This window comes from Sorangium sp. So ce1036 (assembly GCF_051369805.1).
Classification (GTDB): domain Bacteria; phylum Myxococcota_A; class Polyangia; order Polyangiales; family Polyangiaceae; genus Sorangium; species Sorangium cellulosum_F.
The window spans coordinates 6,538,222-6,561,232 of the sequence record NZ_JBBMOX010000001.1 but is presented as its reverse complement, the minus strand read 5'-3'; the positions used below and the strand labels follow the sequence as shown (position 1 = coordinate 6,561,232).

18 protein-coding genes are annotated in these 23,011 nt (G+C 74.3%); 6 read left to right on the top strand and 12 right to left on the bottom strand.

The genetic code is table 11. The annotated features are described in order from the left end of the window. Positions 1-60 precede the first annotated feature (60 nt). The 3 genes from WMF31_RS24670 to WMF31_RS24660 all read right to left on the bottom strand — a co-directional run bounded on the left by WMF31_RS24670 (position 61) and on the right by WMF31_RS24660 (position 5,172). A complete protein-coding gene (locus WMF31_RS24670) occupies positions 61-1,017 on the bottom strand; it encodes a PAS domain-containing protein (RefSeq protein WP_436604291.1) in 957 nt (318 codons plus the stop codon). A 163-nt stretch (positions 1,018-1,180) separates the two neighbouring features. Then, complete coding sequence (locus WMF31_RS24665) at positions 1,181-3,745, bottom strand: polynucleotide kinase-phosphatase (protein ID WP_436604290.1); 2,565 nt, start codon at positions 3,743-3,745, stop codon at positions 1,181-1,183. Next, a complete protein-coding gene (locus WMF31_RS24660) occupies positions 3,742-5,172 on the bottom strand; it encodes a 3' terminal RNA ribose 2'-O-methyltransferase Hen1 (protein ID WP_436604289.1) in 1,431 nt (476 codons plus the stop codon). Before WMF31_RS24660 ends, WMF31_RS24665 begins: the two co-directional genes overlap by 4 nt. A 445-nt stretch (positions 5,173-5,617) precedes the next feature. Here WMF31_RS24660 and WMF31_RS24655 point away from each other — a divergent pair, with 445 nt between their 5' ends. After that, entirely contained in the window at positions 5,618-6,031 is a 414-nt protein-coding gene (locus tag WMF31_RS24655; protein ID WP_165373165.1) for a cellulose binding domain-containing protein, read from the top strand. Between the two features lie 9 nt (positions 6,032-6,040). On the opposite strand, the gene WMF31_RS24650 is transcribed toward WMF31_RS24655, so the two are convergent. The 7 genes from WMF31_RS24650 to WMF31_RS24620 form a co-directional block, all read right to left on the bottom strand. After that, positions 6,041-8,506: a substrate-binding domain-containing protein gene (locus tag WMF31_RS24650; protein WP_436604288.1), complete on the bottom strand. Its 2,466-nt coding sequence runs from the start codon at positions 8,504-8,506 to the stop codon at positions 6,041-6,043. A gap of 252 nt (positions 8,507-8,758) precedes the next feature. Then, on the bottom strand, positions 8,759-9,397 hold the full coding sequence (locus tag WMF31_RS24645) for a class I SAM-dependent methyltransferase (RefSeq protein WP_436604287.1): 639 nt from the start codon (positions 9,395-9,397) through the stop codon (positions 8,759-8,761). A gap of 111 nt (positions 9,398-9,508) precedes the next feature. After that, positions 9,509-10,645 (bottom strand): hypothetical protein, encoded by a 1,137-nt coding sequence (locus WMF31_RS24640; RefSeq protein ID WP_436604286.1) that lies wholly within the window; start codon positions 10,643-10,645, stop codon positions 9,509-9,511. Between the two features lie 171 nt (positions 10,646-10,816). Beyond that, positions 10,817-12,193 (bottom strand): multicopper oxidase family protein, encoded by a 1,377-nt coding sequence (locus WMF31_RS24635; protein ID WP_436604285.1) that lies wholly within the window; start codon positions 12,191-12,193, stop codon positions 10,817-10,819. Between the two features lie 193 nt (positions 12,194-12,386). After that, positions 12,387-13,820: a FecR domain-containing protein gene (locus WMF31_RS24630; protein ID WP_436604284.1), complete on the bottom strand. Its 1,434-nt coding sequence runs from the start codon at positions 13,818-13,820 to the stop codon at positions 12,387-12,389. Beyond that, complete coding sequence (locus tag WMF31_RS24625; RefSeq protein ID WP_436604283.1) at positions 13,813-14,454, bottom strand: RNA polymerase sigma factor; 642 nt, start codon at positions 14,452-14,454, stop codon at positions 13,813-13,815. Before WMF31_RS24625 ends, WMF31_RS24630 begins: the two co-directional genes overlap by 8 nt. 349 nt (positions 14,455-14,803) lie before the next feature. Then, the gene (locus WMF31_RS24620; RefSeq protein ID WP_436604282.1) at positions 14,804-15,166 is read right to left on the bottom strand and encodes a hypothetical protein; all 363 of its coding nucleotides are present in this window, start codon (positions 15,164-15,166) and stop codon (positions 14,804-14,806) included. 226 nt (positions 15,167-15,392) lie between these two features. On the opposite strand from WMF31_RS24620, the gene WMF31_RS24615 reads away from it, so the two are divergent. The 4 genes from WMF31_RS24615 (at position 15,393) to WMF31_RS24600 (ending at position 20,126) form a co-directional block, all read left to right on the top strand. After that, the gene (locus WMF31_RS24615) at positions 15,393-17,741 is read left to right on the top strand and encodes a PilZ domain-containing protein (protein ID WP_436604281.1); all 2,349 of its coding nucleotides are present in this window, start codon (positions 15,393-15,395) and stop codon (positions 17,739-17,741) included. A 383-nt stretch (positions 17,742-18,124) separates the two neighbouring features. Continuing rightward, positions 18,125-18,280 carry a hypothetical protein gene (locus WMF31_RS24610; protein WP_436604280.1) on the top strand — a complete coding sequence of 52 codons (156 nt, stop codon included), beginning with the start codon at positions 18,125-18,127 and terminating at the stop codon, positions 18,278-18,280. Between the two features lie 183 nt (positions 18,281-18,463). Next, the gene (locus WMF31_RS24605; protein ID WP_436604279.1) at positions 18,464-19,219 is read left to right on the top strand and encodes a hypothetical protein; all 756 of its coding nucleotides are present in this window, start codon (positions 18,464-18,466) and stop codon (positions 19,217-19,219) included. A gap of 274 nt (positions 19,220-19,493) precedes the next feature. Further along, the gene (locus WMF31_RS24600; protein ID WP_436604278.1) at positions 19,494-20,126 is read left to right on the top strand and encodes a hypothetical protein; all 633 of its coding nucleotides are present in this window, start codon (positions 19,494-19,496) and stop codon (positions 20,124-20,126) included. Positions 20,127-20,401: 275 nt separating this feature from the next. On the opposite strand, the gene WMF31_RS24595 is transcribed toward WMF31_RS24600, so the two are convergent. After that, a complete protein-coding gene (locus WMF31_RS24595) occupies positions 20,402-20,638 on the bottom strand; it encodes a hypothetical protein (RefSeq protein WP_436604277.1) in 237 nt (78 codons plus the stop codon). A gap of 330 nt (positions 20,639-20,968) precedes the next feature. Beyond that, positions 20,969-21,880, bottom strand: a complete 912-nt coding sequence (gene gcvA / locus WMF31_RS24590; protein WP_436604276.1) for a transcriptional regulator GcvA — start codon at positions 21,878-21,880, stop codon at positions 20,969-20,971. Positions 21,881-22,166: 286 nt separating this feature from the next. On the opposite strand from gcvA, the gene WMF31_RS24585 reads away from it, so the two are divergent. Continuing rightward, positions 22,167-22,928 (top strand): FMN-dependent NADH-azoreductase, encoded by a 762-nt coding sequence (locus tag WMF31_RS24585; protein ID WP_436604275.1) that lies wholly within the window; start codon positions 22,167-22,169, stop codon positions 22,926-22,928. The last annotated feature ends 83 nt before the right edge of the window (positions 22,929-23,011 follow it).

Sequence of the window (23,011 nt, the reverse complement as noted above, 5' to 3'; positions counted from 1 at the left end):
CAGCGTCCTCGGCTGGGGATGTCTTCTCCTCTCCAGCGTGGATGGCGCAGGGCGCACGACTCAGCCCCTCACCGCGCTCATCGCGTAGGCGATCCCGCTCTCGAGCGTGCTGCGGGTGACGAGCCCGCTCAGCCCGTCTCCCATGCCGACCAGCTCCTGCGCCAGGCGGGGCTGGATCCCGGTCAGCACCACCTGGGCGCCCAGGAGGCCCACGGCCCGGGCCACGCGCACGAGGCCGTCGGCCACCTCGGGCCCGACGCGCGGCACCCCGGTGACGTCGAGGATGGCGATCCGCGCGCCGCGCGCGGAGACGCCGGCGAGCAACGTCTCCAGCATCTGCTCGGCGCGGCGCCGGTCGACGTCGCCGATGAGCGGCATCACGAGCACGCCGCGGGCGATGGGGATGAGCGGCGTCGAGAGCGCGCGCAGCGTCGCCTCCTGCATGCGCACCACCTCCGCCTGGAGGCGCTGGTTCTCCTGCTCCGCCCTCCGCTGCTCGGTCAGATCGCTGCTGATCCCGCACACGCCGTAGACGCGCCCCGCCGCGTCGACGAGCGGGAACTTGATGGTGAGCACGTGCAGCGTCCCGGCCGCGGTCGGGACCTCCTCCTCGATCTGGAGCGGCTTGCCCGAGGCGATCACCTGCCGCTCGGGCCGCTCGTACATCTCGGCGGCCTCGCGGGGCTGGAGCTCGAAATCCGTCTTCCCCGCGACCTCCTCGAACGAGCGCCCCGCGATCTCCTCGCAGCGGCGGTTGAACAGCAGATATCGACCCTCGATATCCTTCGCGTAGATGTACAGCGGCGCGTTGTCGAGGATGGCCGCGAGCATGTCCACGTGCTCGACCGCCGCCGGCCCGACCCCGCGTGTCCCGGCCGCCCGCTCGCCCGCCTCCACCCGCGCCGGCCCGGACGCCGTCTCGTACGCGGCGAGGCGCTGCTCGAGCTCGGCGAGGCGCCGGCGCAGATCCCTGTTCTCCTCCTCCAGCGAGTCGACCGTCACATCGTCGATGGACATGGCCGCGGGACCATACCAGAAGCCCCGCGGGCGAAAGGCAGCATCGCATCCCATGTCAGGAATCCATGCGGCCGCGCCCACGGCGGTGTATCGCCCTCCAGGCTCTCGTTCAGGTGGGGTGATCCGGCCGACACGCGTCTCCCGCGTCGCCCGCCGGATCCCGTCACAGCCGCGGATCGACAGGCTCGCTCTCGAGCGCGAGCACGCCGAACACGCACTCGTGCACGCGGTGGAGCGGCTCGCCCTCCACGAAGCGGTGGAGCGCCTCGAGGCCGAGCGCGTACTCCCGGAGCGCGAGCGCCCGCTTGCCGGAGAGGCTCCGGCTGCGCAGCCGCGCGAGGTGCTCCGGCATCAGGTACTCGGGGCCGTAGATGATGCGCAGGTACTCCGGGCCCCGGCACTTGATCGCCGGCTGGACGAGCCCGCGCGGGCCGCGGACGACCCACTCCCACGACTTCACCACCACCCCCTCGCCGCCGCGCGCGACGAGCTCGGTCCAGAAGGCCACCGCCTCGGCCTCGCTCGCCGGGTCCGAGAGGTCGACGACCCGGTGCGGGGTCGGCACGAGCAGCGCCGGATCGGCCTCGCAGAGGCGGGCGAGCAGGCGCAGGTGGAAGCCGTGGTCCCGCGCCGCGTGCACGGCGCCCTCGCTCGCGAGCAGGTGGAACGGGGCGAGCCGGAGGTCCGCGAGCGAGCGCACCGGCCAGCAGTAGCGCCGGTAGGCCGCCACGTACCCGTCCATCGCCGCCCGGCGGGCCGCGTGGCGCGCGAGCAAAGGCCGCGCGCTCTCGTCCCGCGCCGCCGCCTGCTCGAGCGCCCGGACCGCCGCGCCGAGCGACGCCCGGCCCGCCGCGCCCACGGCCGCGTACTGCCCGCGCAGGAGATCCTGCGCCTTCGCGGACCAGGGCAGGAGCTCCGCGTCGAGGCAGACCCAGTCGGTGCCGAGCTCGTCCCACAGGCCGGCGCGGTCCATCGCCGCGCGCACCCGGTCGATGAGCTCCTGGCCGCGCGCCTCGTCGGCGAAGAACGGCCGGCCCGTGCGCGTCACGCACGCGCCGAGCGGCCCCTCGTCGACGCGGAACCGCCGCCGCCGCGCGGCCTCGTCGCGGCACGCGACCAGCACCGCGCGCGACCCCATGTGCTTCTCCTCGCAGACGACGCGCCCCACGCCGCTCTGCCGGAAGTACGCGAGCGCCTCCCGCGGGTGCTCGAGCAGGCCGCCGTCCTTCGCCGTCTCGCTCGGCGACATCGTCGGCGGCAGGTAGATGAGCCACCGGGGATCCGCGGCGAAGCGGCTCATCGCCTCGAGCGCCGCCGCCGCGTTCTCCTCGCGGATCGTCACCATCCCGTGCGCGCGCGTCCGGATCGCGCGCCGGCCCCGCACGTCGTCGATGTCGAGCGCGTCGTCGTGCCCGCGCGGCTCGGCCCCCGGCGCGCCCCCGCGCGGCGCGAGCGGCCGCGCCGGCTCGTAGTACACCCGCCGCGCCTTGACCTCGACGAGCTCGCGCTCGGGGTAGCGCAGCGCCGTGAGCGCCCCGCCGAACACGCACCCCGTGTCGATGCAGATCGTGCGGTTCTCCCACTCGGCCACGGTCGTCGGCGTGTGGCCGTAGACCACCATCGCCCGGCCGCGGTACTCCGAGGCCCAGTTGTACCGGACGGGCAGGCCGTACTCGTCCATCTCGCCCGTGGTCTCGCCGTACAGGCAGAAGTCGCGCACCGCCCCCGAGCCGCGGCCCTGGAACGCCTCCTTCACCCCCGCGTGCGCGACCGCCAGCTTGCCGTCGTCGAGCAGGTAATGGCTGACCAGGCCGTCGAGGAACCCGGCCACCTGGGCCTTGAACGCGTCGTTCTCCGCCTCGAGCTGCTCGAGCGTCCGCTCGAGGCCGTGGGTCACCCGCACGTCCTTGCCGCGCAGCTTCCTGAGCAGCTTCACCTCGTGGTTGCCGGCCACGCAGAGCGCGGTCCCCGCCTCGACCATGGCCATGACGAGGCGCAGCACGTCGGGCGAGCGCGGTCCGCGGTCCACGAGGTCGCCGACGAAGATCGCGCGCCGGCCGTCGGGGTGCTCGGCGCGCGGCGCGTCGGGCAGCCCCGAGAGCCGGTAGCCGAGCGCCTCGAGCAGCTCCACGAGCTCGTCGAGGCAGCCGTGGACGTCGCCGATGACGTCGAACGGCCCGTGATCGTCGCGCCGATCGGTCCAGAGGCGCTGCCGCTCGATCACGGCCGCGGCGACCTCCTCGGGCGAGGAGAGCACGTGCACGTAGCGGAAGCCCTCGCGCCGGAGGTCCCGCAGCGCGCGGCGCAGCTCGCGGCTCTGGCCCCGCACCACGTGGGGGCCGAACTGCCGGTCCGGCCGGCCCGCGTTGCGCGCGTGGCAGAGCTTCTCCGGCATGTCGAGCACGATCGCCACCGGCAGCACGTGGTGCTCGCGCGCGAGCTGCACGAGCGGCCGGCGCGCGTCCGCCTGCACGTTGGTCGCGTCGACGACCGTCAGCCGCCCCGCCGCGAGCCGCTTGCCCGCGATGAAGCGCAGGACCTCGAACGCGTCGGCCGAGGCGGCCTGCTCGTTCTCGTCGTCGGACACGACGCCGCGGTAGTGGTCGGACGAGAGGATCTCGGTCGGCTTGAAGTGGGCCCGCGCGAACGTGCTCTTGCCGGAGCCGGACGCGCCGACGAGCACCACGAGCGAGAGGGCGGGGACGACGAGGGGCCTCGGCGCGCTCACGACGGCACCCCCGCCTGGCTCGCCTCGGCGCCCGCGCGCGTGAAGACGGCCATCTGCGTCGGCGCGCCGAGCGCGGGATCCTCGGGGCCTATGGGCAGGTGCTCGACGGCGTAGCCGTGCGCGCCCGCGACCTTCGCGCAGAAGGCGTGGAGCTCGGCGCGGGTCCACTCGAAGCGGTGGTCGCCGTGGCGGAGCGCGCCGCGCGGCAGCCCCTCGAACCGCACGTTGTACTCGGCGTTCGGGGTGGTCACGAGGACGACGCGCGGCCGCGCGTGCTCGAAGACGTTGCGGGTGAGCGCGCCGAGGCGCGAGGGGTCGACGTGCTCGATGACCTCGACCAGGGTCACGGCGTCGTACCCCGAGAAGCGCGCGTCGCGGTAGGTGACCGACGCCTGGAAGAGCTGGACGCGGCGCCTTTGCTTCTCGGGGAGGTCGTCGAGGCGGAGCCGCTCGCGCGCGATCTCGAGGCTGCGCAGGGAGACGTCCGCGCCGGCGACGCGCTCGATGGCGCGCTCCTCGAGGAGGCGCCGGAGCAGCTTGCCCTCGCCGCAGCCGAGGTCGAGCACGCTCCGCGCCCCGACCCGGCGGAGGGCCGCGACGACGGCCGAGCGCCGCGCCTCGTCGAGGCTCATGCGCGCCTCGGCCCGGTCCTCGGGGGCGGCCTTGTCGTCCTCGGACTCCTCGGGGCTCGCGTCATCGTCGGCGACGAGGCGCGCGAGCGCCGCGCGGAAGAGCGGCCTGTGGTGCTTGAGGTAGCGGAGCGCGATCGCCTCGCGCTCCGGGTGGTCCGCGAGCCAGCCCTCGCCCTTGGCGAGGAGGTTCTCGACCTCGGCGTCGCCCACGTAATAGTGCTTCTTGTCGTCGAGCACGGGCACGAGCACGTAGAGGTGGGTGAGCAGCTCCCTGAGCCGGCACGTCCTCCGGAGCGTGACGCGCAGGTAGGCGCTCTGGCCCCACTCCGGGAACGCCTCGTCGAGGGGGAGGCGCTCGGCCGCGACGTCGTAGCCGAGCGGCTCGAAGAGCCGCCGGAGCAGCGCCTCGCCGCCGCGGCACGGCAGCGCCTCGAGGGTGGCGGAGAGCGGGAGCGGCGCCTCGGCGAGCTCGGGGCGATCGCGGCACTTGCCGCCCAGCGCCGAGCCGAAGACCTGCGCGATGGCCACGGAGAGGAACGAGGAGGCGACGTAGGGCCGGTCGTTCACGTACTGCGCGAGCGTGCCCGGCTCGCCCGGGGCCCGCCCGCGCACGAGGGCCACGGGGTCGACGTCGAGCAGGAGGGCCGCGGTGCAGCGCTCCTCGGTGGCCTCGGGATAGAACACGTGCGCCGCGCCGAACGAGAGCGAGAACGACTGCGTGTGCGCCGGGTTCTTGGCGAGGAGGTAGCCGAGCTCCGTGGCGGGGCGGTGCGTGGTGGTGAGCGTGAGCAGCATGGGAGTGCGCAGTCTACGGGAGCCGCGCTCGTCTTCACAAATCGGCGCCCGTCCGCGCGCCGTCTCCTGGCGCCTCGCGATCCGCGCACGCGTGGACGCGGACGCTCGCGATCGAGGCTGCGGGGATAGAGGGGATCGTTGGCCGTTGTGGGTGGCCGGAGCGGTGGTGGGGCTGTGAGGGTCAATCGCGCGCGATGTGGGTAGTTGGCCCCAACGCATGATCTCTTGTGTTCGAGGTGAAAAGATTGACGGATAGGCAGAGTTGCTCCAGTCGGGCGCGAATGTTTTGCTGTGATTGCTTGCAAAAAAAACGATCTCATCCGTCGTCAGAGTGATGGTCAGATGATGAATCTACGTCTATTACATGATCGGGGGCGCCCTCTCGGCGTCTCCTCATAACTTGGAGAACAGGATGCGACTCGGATCTTGCGGTACGGCGATGGTGATGGCTTTCTTGGGTCTCTCGGCTGCCGCGTGCACCGCCGCGACAGGGGACGAGGAGGAGGCGGGGGTCCTATCCGGCGAGGTGATCACGACCGACGGGCTGTCGCCCGACGCCCTCTCACCCGGGGTGCCCTTGTCCGGAGCGCTCTCGCTGATGACGGACTGGGGGACCGGCTATTGCGCCACCCTGAACGTCACGAACCCGGGGGCCACGCAGGCGACGTCGTGGACCGTCCTGATCGATCTCCGGGAGTCCAACGTGTTCACCTTGTGGGGCGCCGCATACAGCCAGAGCGGCTCGGTCTTGACGGTGACCCAGAGCAACGGCTCCGCGATCCCGCCGGGAGGCTCGGTCTCCGTCGGGTTCTGCGCGAACGCGACCGGGAGCGACTACCAGCCGGTGATCGTGCAGTGACCGCGGCGGTCAGGCCGGCGGGCGGCCCGAGTTGCGGCTGTAGATGACCTTTCCGCCGGTCCTCGACAGCGCATGAACGAACCCGAGCTCCAGGGTCGAGTGGGTGACGAGACCTCCGAGGTCCATCCCCTGCTCGACCAGGAGCCGCGCCGCCGCCGGCGTGATGCCGGCGAGCACCACCTCGGCGCCGAGCAGCCTCGCCGCCCGCGCCGCCGCCAGGAGGTGACTCGCCGCCGCGGCGTCGACGGCCGCCATCCCGGTGACGTCGATGAGCACCACGCTCGCGCGGCGCTCGGTGATCTCCTGCAACAGCGACTCGATGAAGCGGCCAGAGCGCTGCGTGTCCATCGCGCCGACGATCGGCATCACCAGGATGTTGCGGGCGATGGGCACCACGGGCGTGGAGAGCTCGTGGATCGTGCTGAGCAGCGACTCCTGCTGCCGGTTCGCCTGCTCGAGCTCCAGCGTCCGCTGGGTGATCCGCTGGAGGAGCTGCACGTTCTCGAGCGCCACGGCCATGATGTCGGCGACGCGCTCGATGAACGTGAGATCCTCCGGCGAGCACGCGTCCCGGCGCTCGCTGTCGAGGACGAGCACGCCGAGCGCGGCCTCTCGACCGTGCAGCGGGACGACCGCCCGCGTGCAGGTCCCGCGCCCGCGCGCCTCGACGACGTCGCTCATGCCCTGGAGCTCGCCCGGCGGCGCGTGCGTGTCCACGATCACCGGCCGACCCGAGCTCAGCACGCGCCCGACCAGCGACTCCGCGTCGACGGTGGTGCTCTCCTCGACGAAGCCCTCTTCCTCCACGTCGACGGCGATCACGAGCAGCTCGACCGGGCGGCGCACGCCCGCGAGGCCGCGCCTGCGGCTCGCGGCCTTGCGGCCCGTATCCAGGGCCAGGTGATCGGCCAGGGCGCGAGACCACGGCGTGCGCTCGAGGGTCACGAGGTCGACGCCGGTGTCGAGGATGCGCGGCGAGCGCCGCCCCCCGGGCTGCGCCGGGGCGGGCAGCCCGGCCAGCGCCGCCTCGACGCCCCGCGTGGCCATGTCGTGGAGCAGCTGCACCGCGCAATACCCCATCTCGTACTCGCGCTGGACGACGGCCGCGTGGATGGTGCCCTCCCGGAGCATCGCGATCGTCTCCGCGACGAGATCGAAGGCGACGATCTTGAGATCGCCCGCCCGGCCAGCGGCCCTGGCGGCCTCTCCCCACGCCGGGCCATTCTCGGCGCACGCCCCGAACGCGCCGGCCAGCTCGCCTTGCCGCAAGGCCTCCACGGCGAGCCGCACCCCGAGCGCCGTATCGTACCGGTTCTCGGACGGCGGCTGCGGCGCGACGGCCGTGCCGGCGAGCGCCGCGCCGAACCCCCGGATGCGCGCCGGGCCGTTCTCGGCGCGGAACGAGGCCGCCTGCGTCCCCACCTTGCCCCCTCCGGGGAGCAGCCGCGCCATCATCTCGCCGGCGAGCCGGCCCGCCGCCACGTTGTCCGTGCCGATGTAGGCGAGGGCGCTGCTGCCCTCGATCGGCGGCGCGTCGAGCGTGACCACCGGGATCCCCGCCTCCGCCGCCCGCCGGAGGGCCGGCTCGATGCCCGCGGGGTCCATCGGCGCCACGGCGATGCCGTGCACGCCCCGGCGGACGCCCTCGTCGACGAGCGCGCTCTGGCCCGTCGGGCCGTCGACGCCGCCGAGGCGGTGGTCCACGAAGACGCCGAGGTTGCGCCCGGCGGCGAGGGCGCCGTCGCGCAGGTTGTTCCAGTACGCCGTCGGCGCGCGCCGCGGGACCCTGTAGACGCGGACCTCACGCGGCCTCCCGTCGCCGGCCGCGGCGGGGGCCTCGCGGCCGGCGTCCTCCAGCAGGACGAGCGTCACGGCGGTCCACTGCGGCCCGAGCTGCACGCTCTTGATGCCGTACGAGACGATCTCCACGAGATTGTGCGGGCTGGCCCGCGCGGCCACCGCGTTGAGCACCTCCTCGAGCAGGCGCGACTCGTGGGCCGACCGGGCCTTGTCGTCGTAGAGCGCGCGTCGCTCCAGCACCGCGGCGGCGCCGTCGGCCAGGGAGAGGAGCCGCGCCCAGCGCTCGGCCGCGGGCGCCTCCTCGGCCGGCTGCTCCAGGGCGAGCACGCCGATCGGCTCCCCGTGCATGCGCACCGGCGCGAGGACCATCGCCGCGCCCGCGGGCAGCCGATCCGGCGCCGTCGCGCCCGGCAGGTGGGCGCGGTACCACGCGTCGGCCGGCACGACGCGCGCGCGGTTCGCCGGGCCCAGGAGGGATAGCCCGCTCGCCGGCCCCGCGTCGGCGGGGATCCGCAGCCGGTACGGCAGCGCGTCCTCGAAGCCGACGGCGGCCCGGAGGATCAGGCGCTCTCCGTCCCGGATCAGCAACGCCCCGCGCTGCGCGCCGGGCAGGCTGTTCAAGGCGTCCTGTACCGTGCGATGCAGCGTTGCGGAGATGTCCAGTCCGGTGCTCATGCGCGTTTCGCCGTGCGATTCCCCCCGGGGAACGCAGCGAGGGCCGGACGTCAGCAGGCGCGATCGACCGGCCTGTTGTCAAGGGAAAGCCCACCCTCGATCGCCGCGGCGCCCCCGACCTTTCGGCGCAATGGATCCGCCTCCGCGCGCGGCCGACGCCGTCGCGCGCGGCGCGGCGGCGTCGGCGCGAATCGCCGCGCGCGCGGCGCGCAGGGGCGGCGCCTCGCGGGGCCGATCCGCGGCGCGCCCCGGTCACGCGCGCTGGCAGAGAAAGAAGAGCTGCGTCTCGGGGTGCGCGCCCTCGGCGGGGACGAACTCCGGCGCGTGCTGCTCCAGGATCGTGAAGCCGGCCGCCCGGAGGCGCTCGGCGAGCGCGGCGGCCGGATAGGCGGAGAGGTGCACGGGCTGGTCGAGGAACGTCATCCCGAGATAGTCGAAATCGCCCTCGACCATCGAGCAGACGAGATAACCGCCCGGCGAGAGCCAGCCGTGCATCTTGCCCAGCAATCGCTCGATGTCGGCCCGCCTCAGCATGAGCATCGCGAAGAAGCTCGTGATGGCGTCGAACGCGCCTCCGGGGAAGTCCACGGCCGTCATGTCCGCGTGCAGGAAGGTCGCGCCGGGCACCTTTTCGCGTGCGATGCGCAGCATCCCCTCGGAGACGTCGACGCCGGTCACCGCGTGCCCGGCGCGCGCGAGGCGCTCGGCCGTGGGGCGGCCGGTGCCGCACCCGAGATCGAGGACGCGCGCGCCCGGGCGGAGCCGGGCGCTCAGCCAGTCGAGGCTCGCGCTCTGGGTCGCGTTCGTCCCGAACACGGTCTCGTATCGCGCGCCGATGGCGTCGAAGGCACGGGCTTGCTGCGCGGCTTCGTCGGAGATCCCCTGTGTCATCTCGAACCCTCCCTGCGAGGACGAACGGGCGTCGGGCCGCAGGCTAGCACGGCGCCGGACGCGCCCCTTCCTCCGCGGAGGCGTCGACCGGCGCCGCGCCGCGAGCCCGGGTCAGAGCTGCACGAGCAGCCCCAGGAACCCCGCGAACGTCGGCCTCCACGCGGCGCCGAGCCGCTCGCCGCCGAGCGTCACCACGGCGCCCGGCTCGGCGACGATGAGGTGCGCGTCCAGGAGGAGCGCCGCCCGCTCGGTGACGCGCACCCCGGCGCCGGCGCCCACGTCCGCGGCGAACGACCACACCTCGCCGGTGGCGTTCCGGAGCGGCGGGAGGGGATCGCCGCTGATGAAGAGGTGGGTGCCGCCGACGCCCGCCGAGAGCACGGGCGAGATCGAGGTCCCCGTCTCCAGCGCCCACACCGCCTCCAGCAGCGCCAGCTCCTGCCGGACCGACACCTTGCCGAGCGCGCCCTCGAGCGCGGGCGCGAGCGTCGGCCCCGCGAACGACAGCCGCGCCGCGAGCCCGGCGGGCAGCCACCCTCCGCCGCCTTCGGCCCCGCCGCCGTACGAGAGCCGCAGCGCCGGCCCGAACGCCGGCCCGATGCCGCCCGCGCTCGCGAGCGCCACGATGCCGGCCTCCACCCCGATCCCCGCGAGCATCCCGGCCCGCTGCGGCCGAGGCGCCATCCCGGCCCGCCGCCGCGCCGGGGCCATCCACCGCCGCACGTCGTCGGGGACGGCGACGCCGGTGTCCGCCGCGCCGGCCGGCCGCGCGTCGGCCTCGAGCAGGCTCGCCTCCAGCAGGCTCGCCTGGAGGAGCTCGACCGCGCGCACGGCCATCACGGAGGGGGCCGCGGCGCCGGCCACCTCCACGGTCCGCACGACCGTCTTCCGCGTCACCCGGTCGACGATCCAGAGGTCGGCGGTCGCGCCCCTCCGGGAGCGGAAGATCGTCGCGGCCGCGAACGCGCCCGCCTCCTCGGCGGCGCGCTCGAGGCCCGCGCGCACGTCGCCGCCGGGCGCCCGCGGGACGCTCACCACCTCGAACCCCGCCGCGCCGAGCTCGGCCCGGAGCCGCGTGGCCGCCTCGCGGACCAGCGCGTCGTCGGCGTCGGCCTCGACGATCGCCACCCGCGACGCGGCGGCCGCCGCCTTCCGCGCGGGCGCGGCGGGCGGCGCCGCGTCGGCCCGCGTCGCCGCGAGCGCCGGCGCGAGCAGGAGCCAGGGGACGAGCAGGGTGAAGGAGCGCACGCGTCCATGGCTTATCAGATCGCCGGCGGGGGCGGCGGCGCATCACGGCGCGAGGAGGCCGCGGCGGGTGAGGCGCGCGCGGGCCGCGAGGCGTCCGGTGGTAGCGAGATTCAGGACGGATCTGGGCAGGGGATCGGCGCCCGCCGCCTCGAGCGGCGGCGGGGGGGCCGTTCACGGCATCAGGTGGAGCATCGCCATCATCCCCAGATCCGCGTGATCGAGGATGTGACAGTGGAACATCCACATGCCGGCGCGGTCGTCGAACGGGATGGCGATCCGCAGGGTCTCTCCAGGCACGGTGTTCACGGTGTCGCGCCATGCGCGCACGGGGGGCGCGACACCGTCGATGTCGAGCACTTGAAAGGAGAACCCGTGCAGGTGGAACGGGTGGTCGTACTCGGTGGTGTTGGTCAATGTCCAGACCTCGACCGTGTTCGTCTTTGCAGACAGCGTGAGCGAGCCGTCCGTCTGGCCGTTGATCCCGAGCACCGCTCCGTCGGGATCACCCTGCTCCATGAACTCCACCCCCTGTTCTCGCGCGCCCGCGATGTCGATCGCGGCAATCTCGGCCAGCCGCGCGGGGAGCGGCGGCGCGCCGTGCCCCGGGGGCTCGTCGACCAGCTCGAGGCGCATGAGCTCCCCGGGCTCTTCCACCCTTGGCAGGTGGAATCGGTTCGCGTCGAGGCGCGGGATCACCACCGACTCGCCCTCGACGGGCAGCATGTAGAGCTCCGCGCGCTCCCCCGGCGCGAGCGTCACCTCGTCCACCGGCAGCGGGCGCTCCGAGAGGCCCCCGTCTCCGCCGATCTGCACGAGCGCCTGGCCGGGCACGGCGAACCGGAAGTAGCGGGCGCGCGCCGCGTTCACCACCCGCCAGCGCTGCGGCACACCCACCCGCGCCGCGACCGTCGGCAGGATCTTCCCGTTCACCAGGACGGTCCAGCCCTCGCGCCCGAAGTAATCGCCGAACCACCCCTGCGCGTCGCCAGGGGCGAGCGAGCCGTCCTCCTCGATGTCGATATCGCTCATCACGAGCAGCAGCTCGTCGCCGAGCGGCGCCTCCTCCGCGGCCTCCTCGACCACGAACGCGCCGTAGAGGCCCGCCCCGACCTGGGCGCTCGAGCGGAGGTGCGGGTGGTACCAGAACGTGCCCGCGTCAGGCACGATGAAGGAGTACTCGAAGCCCTCTCCCGGCTCGATGGGCTTCTGCATGTGCTCCGTCCCATCCATCGCCGCCGGCACGCGCAGGCCGTGCCAGTGGACGGTCGTCGCCTCGGGCAGGTGGTTCTCGAACTTCACCACCACGCGATCGCCCTTCTTCGCGCGGATGGTCGGACCGGGGAGCATCCCGTTGTAGGTCCAGACCTCGGTCACGAGCCCCGGGACCACCTCGAGCTCGACCACCCTCGCCTCGAGGTGCACCTCGACCACGTCGGGCGCAGGGTCGTGATCCTCGGCGTCCGGCAGGCGCAGCGCGTCGTCCCAGCCCGCCGGCTGCCGCAGGTCCGGCGGCTCCTCTTCATCGCCGCAACCGCCGAGCAAGGCCACGGGCAGCAGGAAAACCGCAATCTCTGCGGCTCGGCGCGCCGAGGACACGCATCCTTTGCGCCCTGCACGGGACAAGGCGCGTCCGATCCAACGCATGCGCCGCCTGGCTGCAAGGAGCGATCCGTCACGCCGCGGGCCGCGGGGCGCGGTCGCCCCGGCGCCGTGCGTTGCCGGGCGTCACGGCTTCAGGAGGTCACGGCTTCACGAGATCGCGCGCCACGGGCGCGTGCGCGCCGCGCGGGTGGCGCTTCAGGTAGAGCTCCGCGATGGGCCGCGCCGCCGCGCGGCCGCCCGTGCGCTCGACCGCCACCATCTTGCGGCCGAGCGCCTCGGCCGCGAACGGCCCCCCGGGCGCCTCGGCGAGGTAGGTGTCGTACCAGGCGATGGCCGACCCGGGCGAGCCGCCGTCGTCGAGGAGGCGCCCGAGCAGGAAGGCCGCCGCCTTGCCCTGGCTCGTCCCCGGGAACCGCTTGCGCGTCGTCGAGAGCGCGCGCTGCGCCACGTCGCCGCGCCGCGCGTACCGCGCCGCGTCCCCGAGGGCGACCAGGTCGTCGAGAGAGCCTTGCTTCAGGACCCTGTCGAGGCCCCGCTGCTCGGCCTCGGCCAGGACCGACCGGAAATCGCCCGCCGCCACGCGCTTCGCCCAGCTCGGCGCCGCCGCGATCACCGCAGCGTCCGGAAGGCCCGCGGGCGCCCCCTCTGCCCGCGAGCCTCCCGGCCGTGCGACCCCGGCGGCGCCATCCGCACCGCCGCCGGGGCCATTCGTCTCTCCCTCACCCGACGGCGCTGCGATCACCGCAGCGTCCGGAAGGCCCGCGGGCGCCCCCTCTGCCCGCGAGCCTCCCGGCCGTGCGACCCCGGCGGCGCCATCCGCACCGCCGCCGGGGCCGTTCGTCTCTCCCTCGCCCGATGGCGCCGCGCTCGCCGCCTCGATGCTCGAGATCTGCATGTCGCCCTCGCGCAGCCGCACGACGAGCCGCTGTCCGGCGCGGAGCGGCAGCCCGTCGGGCGAGAGCGGCCCGCGCACCGTCACGCTCCCCTCGTGCAGGTCGACGCGCAGGGTGCTGTCGCCGCGCGTCCAGGCCACGTCGAACGCCGTCCCGGTGACCAGCACCGCGAACGGCCCCGCCTCGACGGCCCAGCGCGCCTTGGGCCGCGGCGTGACCCGCAGCGACGCCCGGCCGTCCTCCAGCAGCATGCGCGCCCCGGCCGCGTCGACCTCCGCCACGCGCAGCGCGCTGCCCGGCGCGAGCGCGACCGTGCTCCCGTCCGTGAAGCGGAGCCGCGCCTCGGCCTCCGCGGGCGCGGAGACGTACCCGCCCGCGGCCCCGGACGCGCCCTCGACGGCGTAGTCGAGCCGCTCGGCCGGCCAGAGGGCGACGAGCGCGACCGCGAGCGCCGCGGCGCCCGCGAGCGCGAACCCCCACCGCGGCCGCTCGGCCAGCGCCGGCAGCCAGCGCGACGGGGAGGCGCGGCCCGGGCCGGCCGCGCGCCGCGCGGCCGCGCCGCGGCTCACCGCCTCCACGAAGCGGTCGCGCTCGGCGGCGTCGTGCGCCGCGTCGACGTCGGCAGGGATGCCCTGCCGCGCGAGGGCGGCGAGCCGGCTCAACTTCTCCGCGTCATTCATCGCGCTCTCCTCCGCAGGCAAGGACGCTCCCGGTCAGATCGAGCTCGTGCGGGGCCTTCGTCAGGTAGGCCGAGAGCGCGGGATCGCGCTGCGCGGCGGTGAGGATCCGGTGCGAAGCGCGCGCGAGGTGGCGCTTCGTGGTGGCGAGGGAGCAGCCGAGCGCGGCCGCGATCTCGGTGAGCTCGAGCCCCTCGATGAACCGGAGGACGAAGAGCGTCCGGGACCGGTCGTCCACCTGGTCGAGGATGCGGTAGAGCCGCGCGAGCGCCGCGCGCCCCTGCGGATCCTGCTGCGCGCTGCCGGCGTCCGGGAGCTCGCCCGAGCTCGAGAGCTGGAGCCAGCGGCGCAGGCGCCTGCGGCGCAGCTCGGCGCGCGCGACGCGCACCGCGATGCCGACGATGAAGCTCGAGAGGAGCGACGGATCCCGCAGGTCCTTGGCCACGCGGAAGAAGCGCAGGAACGTGTCCTGCACGTGATCGTCGACCTCGTCGCCCGGCCCGAGGGTGCGCTTCAGGATCCTGCGCACGAGGGGCGCGAACCGCTGCCACACGATCGGCGCGGCGCCCGGGTGCCCCTGGGCCGCGGCGCGCGCCAGCGCCTCGTCGTCCGTCGCGGAGAGCGGCAGCGCCTGCACGCTACCCCTCTGCGCGGCGGACGCGACCCCTGTCAAGGGGGGGACGGTCGAGCGGCGCGTTCGGGTCACGCCCAGCAGTGTCGTGCTCGGCGCGTCCACGGCTCAGAAATCGACACGTGCCCCACCCCGGGAGAGCGCGCCCCGACGTCGCCCACCGTGCGCCGTGGTGGCCGCTCTCCCTCCGACGCCGAGCCTTCCCGCAACGCCGTCAGGCGACGGAGCCTGGGGGGGTATTGTATACGTTTGGGATGGAAAACGGCGCAGCAGCCGATGCCAAGTTTGCGGACCTGCTGCACGGCCATGCGGCGGACGACCTTCTCCACCACGGGGCGGAGATCATCGAGCCGGATCAGTTGGTGAGCTTGTTCTCCTCGCGCCGGCCGAAGATCGCCTCCCAGTTCGAGCGGTAGGTGTCGGTCGCGACCTGCGCGGGGCCCGCGCGCCGCGCCTCTGCCGCGTGCGGCGCCGGGACGAGCACCTCCACGTCGAAGAGCCGTCCGTGCTCGGGCCGCTGCGTCAGCTTCACGAGGTCTCCGGTCAGCGGGCGCCCGTGCTCGGTGGGCCGCAGCTCCCCGATCTCGATCCGGTCCTCCCGGCTCCTGATCACCCGGAAGCCCTCGCCCTGCTCGACGGGGCCGTGGATGAACACCACGTCCTGGCTCGCGGCCGGCACGGACTTGTCGCGTTTCTGCGGCGGCTCGTCTTGGCCCATCTCCGCGAGCTTCCCACGTTTGCCCCCCGGCGCGCCAGGCGAAGCGAGCGGTCGGCCGGGCGCCCGCGCGACGCCGCCGCGCCGCGCTGCGCCGCTGCCCGCGCGCTCTCCAAAACTTGGCCACCGCGAGGCTTCGGCCGTACTGCCGGCCGGAGGGCCTCTCTGCTGGGCGGAGGGCCTGCGATCGCGGGCGCGGCCTCGCGGCAGAGGGCGGAGGAGTGGACGCATGAACGTTCGAGGCGCAGAGGGAGATGGCGTTCGCAAGGCGCCGGAATCCGTGGAGAGAGATCGCGAGGGCGGCGGAGAGCGGCGCGGAGGCGCCGGTCAGCGGGTCCGCATCGAGGCGCTCGTCGCGGTCGGCGAGACGTCGGGCGGCGGCTTCGAGGCCGAGTCGATCGACATGTCCCCGGAGGGAATGCGCCTGCGCACGGCGTACCTGCCGAAGGTCGGCGACGCGCTGATCTGCCGCTTCGACGGGCTCGGCAAGGAGCTCGTCGTCGAGGGCGAGGTCTGCTGGCGGGCCGAGCAGGCGCGCGGCGGGGAGTTCGGCCTGCGCTTCACCGGCCTCGACGCCGAGGCGGAGGAGACGGTGCGCGCGATGTGCGCCTCGATGGACGCGGGCGCGGCGCGCCCCGCGTCGGAGCTCGCCGCCCCCGCCGCCGCGGCGCCGGCCGCCCTCGAGGCGGCGCAGCGGGGCGCGCGTGTGCGGCTCCACATCGACGGGCTGGGCTCGCCCATGAAGGCGCGCGTGCGCGCGGGCGGGTCCGACGAGCTCGAGGTCGGGTCCAACCTGGAGTTCCTCAAGGTGGGTCGCACCCTCGAGCTGGAGGAGGTCGAGCGGGGCGCGCGCCGCGAGGCGTACATCGACCACGTGAAGGTCGAGATCGACCCGGCGACGAGCGTGCCGCAGCTCGTGGTGTCGCTGCGCTATGACGCGCCGCGCGTCGCCAGGGCGTCGCGGCCGCGGCTCGCGCCGTCCGAGGGCCAGCCCCCGGCGAGGCCGGCGTCGACCTCGGCCAGCCAGCCCCCGGCGAGGCCGGCGTCGACCTCGGCCAGCCAGCCCCCGGCGAGGCCGTCGCCGACCCTGGTCAGCCAGCCCTCGGCCCCGGCGAGGCCGGCGTCGACCTCGGCCAGCCAGCCCCCGGCGAGGCCGTCGCCGGCAGACGACGGCGCGACGGCGCGCCCGTCGGCGGCGCCGCCGCGCGCGCCGGCAGACGACGGCGCGACGGCGCGCGTGTCGGCGACGCCGGCGCGCCCGTCGTCGCCGCCGCCGCGCGATCGGGCCGAGGACGCGCCGGCCGGCGCGAGCGCCGAGCCGGCCGCCGGCGCGAGCGGCCGGGCCGCGGTCGACGACGGCGACGACCAGGACGGCGATCTGTCGCCGGCGCCGCGCGATGCGCGGGCGGGCGGAGAGGCGCCGTCGTCGGCGTCGGACGCGGTCGCGTCGTCGGCACAGGACGCGCCGGACGGGGCGGAGGCGGAGGCGGCCGCCGCCGGGCAGCCGAGCCGGCTGCGCGACGTGGGCGAGAAGGCCGCGAAGGCGGGCAAGGTGGTGGCGGGCAAGCTCGGGCCTGCGCTCGCCGGGGCCGGCTCGCGCGCGGCCTCCGCGATGGCCGGCGTGGTGGCGAGGATCCGGAACCGGCGCGCCGCGGCCGCGGCCGGCGAGGGGGCCGGGGCGGGCAAGGACGGCGGCGCGCGCCGCACGACGGCGCCGCCGCCGGCGGGCGCGCTCAAGTCCGGTGGGCGCCGGCTGGTGCGCGAGGAGGCCGACGCCGGGGCGGGCGGCGAGGCGGCGGAGCCGCCGCAGCGCTTCAACCCGAAGGCCGCCGCGCTGGGGAGCTTCCTGGGCCTCGCGACGGTGCTCGTGCTGTTCGGCGCGGCGCGCCTGGTCGGCCTGGTCGGCGGCGACGCCCCCTCGGGTGAGGTCGCCGGGACCGCCGAGAGCGCGCCGGCGCTGCCGGCGGCGTCCGGCGCGCCTGCGCTCGCGGCGGCCGCGGCGCCGGCCGCGGCGGGCGGCGCGCTGACGGCGAACGTCCCGCTGTTCGGCGCGACGCCGCTGTCGACGACCGAGCCGGTGCCGCCCACGCCGCCGGAGTCGAGCGCTCAGGCCGACGATTCGCTCGATCCCGGGATGCCGGGCGGGCCCGGCGACGAGGACGCGGACGAGGAGGACGAGCAGGCGGCGCCGCAGGAGTGGGGCAGGGGGGTCGTGCGGAGCCCGACCGTGCTGCGGCTGAAGATGGACGGCCCGATCGAGGAGGTGACCGGCGCCGCCGGCGCGATGGGCTTCACGGTGTCGCTGCCCGACCGGCGCGCGCTGTCGTCGGGCAGCGGCCTCGCCCGCAAGGACAAGCGGATCGCGTCGGTGCGCGTGGTCAACACGCCGCACGGCGCGGAGGTCACCTTGAAGTTCAAGGACGGCGTGCCCGCCTACAGGGCGAAGGCGCGCGGTGATCGCCTGGAGATCGCGATCGGTCGTGACGAGCCGAAGAAGGTGGCGTCGAAGTCGAAGAAGGAGAAGGACAGGAAGAAGTCCAGCGACGACAAGAAGCGCGACAAGGACAAGGAGCGCTGACGCGCCCTTGCCCGGCGGCCGGGGGCGGAGAGCGCCTCCGGGCCGCCGGGCCATCTCCCGATCTCCCCCGACCCCTCCCGCGCGCCGCCAGTACGCTGGCCATCGTGGAGAGCGCAGGCCCCACGAGCGACGCGCCAGCGGCAGACCTGGGCGCTGGCGCGCCTCGTCCGCCACGACCCCTGTCACACCTGTCCGCAGGCCGCGAGCAGCCCTCGGTCACGGATCCCGCCCGGCGTTCCCGGGCACCGGACCGCGCGCATGCCGGCGTGCGCCAATCACATGCCGAGCTGCGCCACAGTGGACTCGATCGGGTGGAGCCTTGATCTGGCGCTTCTCGTCGTGATCTCGCGTGGATTCGTGGGGGGATGGGGAGGGAGCGCGGATTGCTTGGGGCGGGAGCCGGGCGTCGGTTTCGCTCGTCCTACTTCGAGAAGATCACCGGGGACTTCAAGCGCATGAACGACCAGGAGTGGGCCATCGAGCTCGGGAGCGCGACGCCCGACGATGTGCCCTGGATGAAGGATCTCGTCTCCCGCTGATTCCGTCCTCGCAGAGCTCGGTGCCGGGTTGAGCTCAGAGAAAGAACCATAGAGGCACAGAGAACACCGAGGAGAGAAAGGGAATACAATTCCTCTCTCCGTGCCCTCTGTGCCTTTGTGGATCGAATTTCTCCCATTTCCTCGTGGTTTCAACCCGTTCGGTGTTTTAGAGGAGGTTTTCCCATGCGCTTGATGGCCTCGATCGTGCTCAGCGCCGCGCTCCTTGCCTGCGGCGACGCATCCTCCCCTCCGCCCGTCTCTCCCGCCGGAGAGGGCGGCTCGGGGGGCGGCGGCGCCGCCGGCGCCGGCGGCGCCACGACGTCGGGCACCTCCAGCGCCGGGACCGGCGGCGGAGGGGGCGCCGGGGCGGGGGGCGCAGGCGGCTCGGCCTCTGGGGTCATCGTCCTGTCGATCGCGACGCCGGAGGAGTGCGGCCGCCAGGAGCGCGAGCTGGGCGCCATCGGCCCAGGCCCCACCGAGATCGACGTGATCGCGCTGGGTCGCTTCGAGGCGCCGGAGCCGATGCTCGTCGAGGAATTCAGCTACTGGTCGTGCGCTGGCGTGCCGCACGAGGTGGTCTTCTTCAGGTCCGCCTCCGCGGAGCCTGACGAGGACGCGGCGCTCCGGACCCTCCAGGTGCCCGAGCTCCCCAGCATCGGCGACGCCGCGCACAGGATCGCCATTCCCATCGACCCGCCGCTCCTGCTGGACGCGGAGCATCGCTATGGCTACTTCGGCGTGCGGATGACGCGCGACGAGGCGGACGCCGCGGACGCCATGTGCGTCGTCTCCTGTCGCGACAGCGCGCAGCCCGAGCGCAACTACTGGTCTGACGGCGCCGAGGCGCCGTTCGGGTGGAAGCAGCTCGCGGGCTCGCCCGCCCCGGGGTCGGGCCTCGACGAGGATTACATGTTCTCGGTGGCCGGACGGCCGCGGTAGCCGCGCGGCCGCGCCGATCCGCAGCTCCTCACCGCCGCCCGCTCCGACCCGGGCAGGGCGGCGGCGGTTTCGTGACGACCTCTGGCCGTCGCGGCGACGCTCGCCGCCGGAAACGTGCTGGGCCGCCCCGCGGCGCCTCGCGGGCGTGGATCGCCCTTGCAGGTGCTCGCGCCGCGATGAGAGCCTCCGGCTCGGCCTCAGGGCGAGCCGGAGTGGACCGATCCCGCGCAGGAGGTCCGACCGGCCCGTGGGGCCTTGGCAAGGAGTGCCGGAGATGATCACGAGGAGGATGGGCATCATGGCCGCAGCGCTCCGGGGCGCCGCGCCGTTCAGCGCGCGGCGCGGGGGAATCTCACCGGGACGCGGCGGATACGGTCGAGCGATGCTGCGCGCGGCGCTCGGCGGGACGGCCCTTGCTGGGCTCGCGGCGCTCGGCGCCGGATGTCCGTTGTGCAAAGGCACCGACATCGGTTGCGGGGACGGCGCCACCATCTCGGGCCCGATCGGGGTCGCCGCGGACACGTCGGCGCACCTCACGATCCGGGCCTGCTGGAACGGGCGCTGTGGAGAGGCGGCGCTCACCGCGGACCAGGCAGCCTCGCAGGGCACCGTGGGCGGCAGCGCGGTCGTGGACATCGAGGGTGGGGTGTTCCACTGCACGCTCTGGGACGTGGACCGGACGAACACGCAATGGGAGCTGCAGATCGATTTCGAGCCGGGCGTCGACACGGAGCTCGAGGACGGAGACGTCTATGCGATCAGCGTCAGCGACGCCGACACCGGGCGCGAGCTGGTGAGCTTCGAGCGCAGCGTCGATTATGAGGAGCAGCAGCCCAATGGAGAGGGGCCGTTCTGCACGTCATGCAACGCGGTGCAGATCGAGATCCCTCCTCCTGCCGCGCGGTGAGCCGGGATCTTGCGCGGCTCCTCCCGCGCGCCGCGTCGTCGGCCTCGAGGCCGGGCGCATCCGACGCGAGCGCCGATCCGTCCCCGTGTGGAATCCCCTTCCAGGGATCCAGGAGAGAGCAACAGGGGGCTCAGGTGCGAGCCTGATCCCGCGGGTCGCCCTCGACGCCCCGCCGCTCCGAGCGGTCCGGGGCGTACGGCGCGCGAAGAGGCTGGGCGGCGCCTGGGCCAGACAGGGGCATGAGGTCCGGATGCGTCGAGCGAATGGCCCTGTCATCAGCGCGTCGCGCCGCTCATTCTTTTCCGATGCTCCCAGTCGCGCAATTCCTCCTTCGCAGCGCCCTGCGCGAGCTCGCCGACCGGATCCGTCCCGCACCGCGGGGGCGCCGTGAAGGCGCCGTGCACGTCGACGAGGCCTGCCGTGAAGTGCGGACCGTGCTGGTCGAAGCCGGGCTTCTTCTGCGCCTCGGCCAGGGCTGCCGCACAGGTCTGGCCGCGCGAGATCGCTCGCAAACCCCAGAGATACCCTGCCGCGAGCGCAGGTCGGGCCGAGGGCGGGGGCGGGCGGGGGAGAGGTTCGTGACATGGTACGCCAGGGAGCCGGCGTCCACCTTCTGAGCCGGGGCGGCGCCGAGCTTCTTGTTCAGCTTCCGTATCATCTCGTAGAACTGGCGACTGAATTTCTCCGAACTCACCCGGCGAGGCGATCGCGATCGGGGAGCGTTCGGGCAACACGGAGTCCTTGATCGCGATGGAGGAGAACGACACCTCCACGGTCGTGTTCCGGCTCGCGAGCGCCGTCGACACCGAGGCGAACCCAGGGTCCGAATGGCGCGCTTCTTATCACCTCTCCTCCGACCGCGGCCGCCATCGCCCCTCGGCCATGGCCGCGGCGAGCCAGCCCCGCAGCGCGGCGATCTCCTCACGGTCTCTGGCGCCCTCGAGGTGCACGAGGTGATAGCGATGGCCGTCGAGCACCGGCCCGAAGGGCTGCACGAGCGCGCCGGTCTTCAGGTCGTCGGCGACCAGGAACAGGCTCACGAGCGCCACGCCCTGGCCCGCGAGCGCCGCCTGGATCGCGTGGCCCTCGTCGGAGAACGTGACGCCGCCCTCCGCCGGCACGCCCGCGAGACCGGCGCGCTCGAGCCACAGGCGCCATGTCGGCGTGCCGCGATCGACGCGCCGCCATTCGAAGTGGAGCAGCGGCTTGCCGCGCAGATCCTCCGGCCGGCGCACGCCGAGCGCGGGGCTGCAGACGGGCGCGAAGCGATCCGCGATCAGCGCCTCCGCGGCCAGCCCGGGGTACGGGCCTCGCCCGTACCGGATCGCCGCGTCGGCCTCGCCCGCGTGGAGGTCGACCGGGGCGTCCGACGCGTGGAGGCGCAGGTCGAACCCAGGGCACGCCTCGCGGAAGGCCGCGACCCGGGGCACGAGCCACCTGGCCGTGAACGCCGTCGTGGCCGACAGGGTGATCGCGCGGCGCGCGCGGCCGGCGGCGAGCTCGTCGAGCGCCCGCGCGAACGCGTCGAACCCGTCGCGGAGCACCGGGTACAGCAGCTGCCCCTCGCGCGTGGCCACGACCCGCCGCGCGCGGCGCTCGAACAGCCGGACGCCGATCGTCTCCTCGAGCAGCCGGACCTGGTGGCTGATCGCGGTCGGCGTGACCCCGAGCTCCCGGGCGGCCCGCTTGAAGCTGAGGTGGCGCGCGGCGGCCTCGAAGGCGCGGAGCGCCGTGAGCGGTGGGAGCCTTCGCATGCGGGGGCGATAGCTGATCTCATTTCACCTTTCAGCTGAGAAATTCGCGTTTGCCATCCCGCCGCGCCGGCCGCATCTTCACAGCAGGAACGCGCCACCCACGGGCACGCTCGCCGGGCGTCCGGGGCTGCGCCGCGGCGCCCGATAGATGAGGACCGTTCACCTTCGTGCGGTGCCGCAGGGCCGGCGTCGTCCCGCGCGCCGGGCGGCACGCCCGTGCCCACGCCGGGGGCCCTCGCGGCGCGGGCCCGTGGGAGCGCGCCCCATCACGCGGAGGAGACAGGCCATGTCCACGATTCTGCACATCGACTCGAGCGCTCGTGCGGGCAGCTCGGAGACGAGCCGCCACGGCTCACACACCCGCCGCCTCACCGCCCGCTTCGTCGCGCGCTGGCGCGCGGCGCGCCCGGAGGACCGGATCCATCACCGGGATGTCGGGCAGGACCCGCCCTCGCCCGTGACGGGCCGCTGGATCCAGGCCGCCTTCACGAAGCCCGAGCTGCGCGAGCCCTGGATGGGGGAGGTGCTCGCGGAGAGCGACGCGCTCGTCGACGAGCTCATCGCCGCGGACATCCTCGTCGCCGGCGTGCCGATGTACAACTTCAACGTGCCCGCGCAGTTCAAGGCGTATATCGACAACATTGTCCGCGTGGGGCGCACCTTCGGCTTCGACCGCTCGCGGCCGGGCGAGCCGTACTGGCCGCTGCTCTCCGGGCACGGCAAGAAGCTCGTGATCCTGACGTCGCGCGGCGATCACGGCTACGACAAGGGCGGGCGGATCGAGGCGATGAACCACGTCGAGCCGAGCATCCGCACGGCCTTCGGGTACATCGGGATCACCGACGTGGACTCCGTGGCGGTCGAGTACGACGAGTTTGGCGGCGACCGGCTCAGGGCGTCGATCGCGAGGGCCGAGCTCGAGGTCGACGCCCTCGTCGACCGCCTGCTGGCGACACGCCCCTCGGCCACGCGTCGCGCGGAGGTGACGAGCGGCGGTTCGAGGCACGAACGCGCCGTCCTGCAGGCGCGGCGGCACGATCCGGGTTGACTCGATCCGCCGAGCCTGCAGGACGGCGCGGTCGTATCTGCTCGTCCGGACCGGGCTGCTCATCCCGAAAGATCGGTTCCGCG

What these genes read in the sequence shown, in the direction of transcription:
- WMF31_RS24655 (WP_165373165.1), top strand. Translation starts at nt 5,618, where the DNA reads ATGGCTTTCTTGGGTCTCTCGGCTGCCGCGTGCACCGCCGCGACAGGG.
- WMF31_RS24615 (WP_436604281.1), top strand. Translation starts at nt 15,393, where the DNA reads ATGAACGTTCGAGGCGCAGAGGGAGATGGCGTTCGCAAGGCGCCGGAA.
- WMF31_RS24670 (WP_436604291.1), bottom strand. Translation starts at nt 1,017, where the DNA reads ATGTCCATCGACGATGTGACGGTCGACTCGCTGGAGGAGGAGAACAGG.
- WMF31_RS24600 (WP_436604278.1), top strand. Translation starts at nt 19,494, where the DNA reads ATGATCACGAGGAGGATGGGCATCATGGCCGCAGCGCTCCGGGGCGCC.
- WMF31_RS24605 (WP_436604279.1), top strand. Translation starts at nt 18,464, where the DNA reads ATGCGCTTGATGGCCTCGATCGTGCTCAGCGCCGCGCTCCTTGCCTGC.
- WMF31_RS24650 (WP_436604288.1), bottom strand. Translation starts at nt 8,506, where the DNA reads ATGAGCACCGGACTGGACATCTCCGCAACGCTGCATCGCACGGTACAG.
- gcvA (WP_436604276.1), bottom strand. Translation starts at nt 21,880, where the DNA reads ATGCGAAGGCTCCCACCGCTCACGGCGCTCCGCGCCTTCGAGGCCGCC.
- WMF31_RS24620 (WP_436604282.1), bottom strand. Translation starts at nt 15,166, where the DNA reads ATGGGCCAAGACGAGCCGCCGCAGAAACGCGACAAGTCCGTGCCGGCC.
- WMF31_RS24585 (WP_436604275.1), top strand. Translation starts at nt 22,167, where the DNA reads ATGTCCACGATTCTGCACATCGACTCGAGCGCTCGTGCGGGCAGCTCG.
- WMF31_RS24630 (WP_436604284.1), bottom strand. Translation starts at nt 13,820, where the DNA reads ATGAATGACGCGGAGAAGTTGAGCCGGCTCGCCGCCCTCGCGCGGCAG.
- WMF31_RS24660 (WP_436604289.1), bottom strand. Translation starts at nt 5,172, where the DNA reads ATGCTGCTCACGCTCACCACCACGCACCGCCCCGCCACGGAGCTCGGC.
- WMF31_RS24645 (WP_436604287.1), bottom strand. Translation starts at nt 9,397, where the DNA reads ATGACACAGGGGATCTCCGACGAAGCCGCGCAGCAAGCCCGTGCCTTC.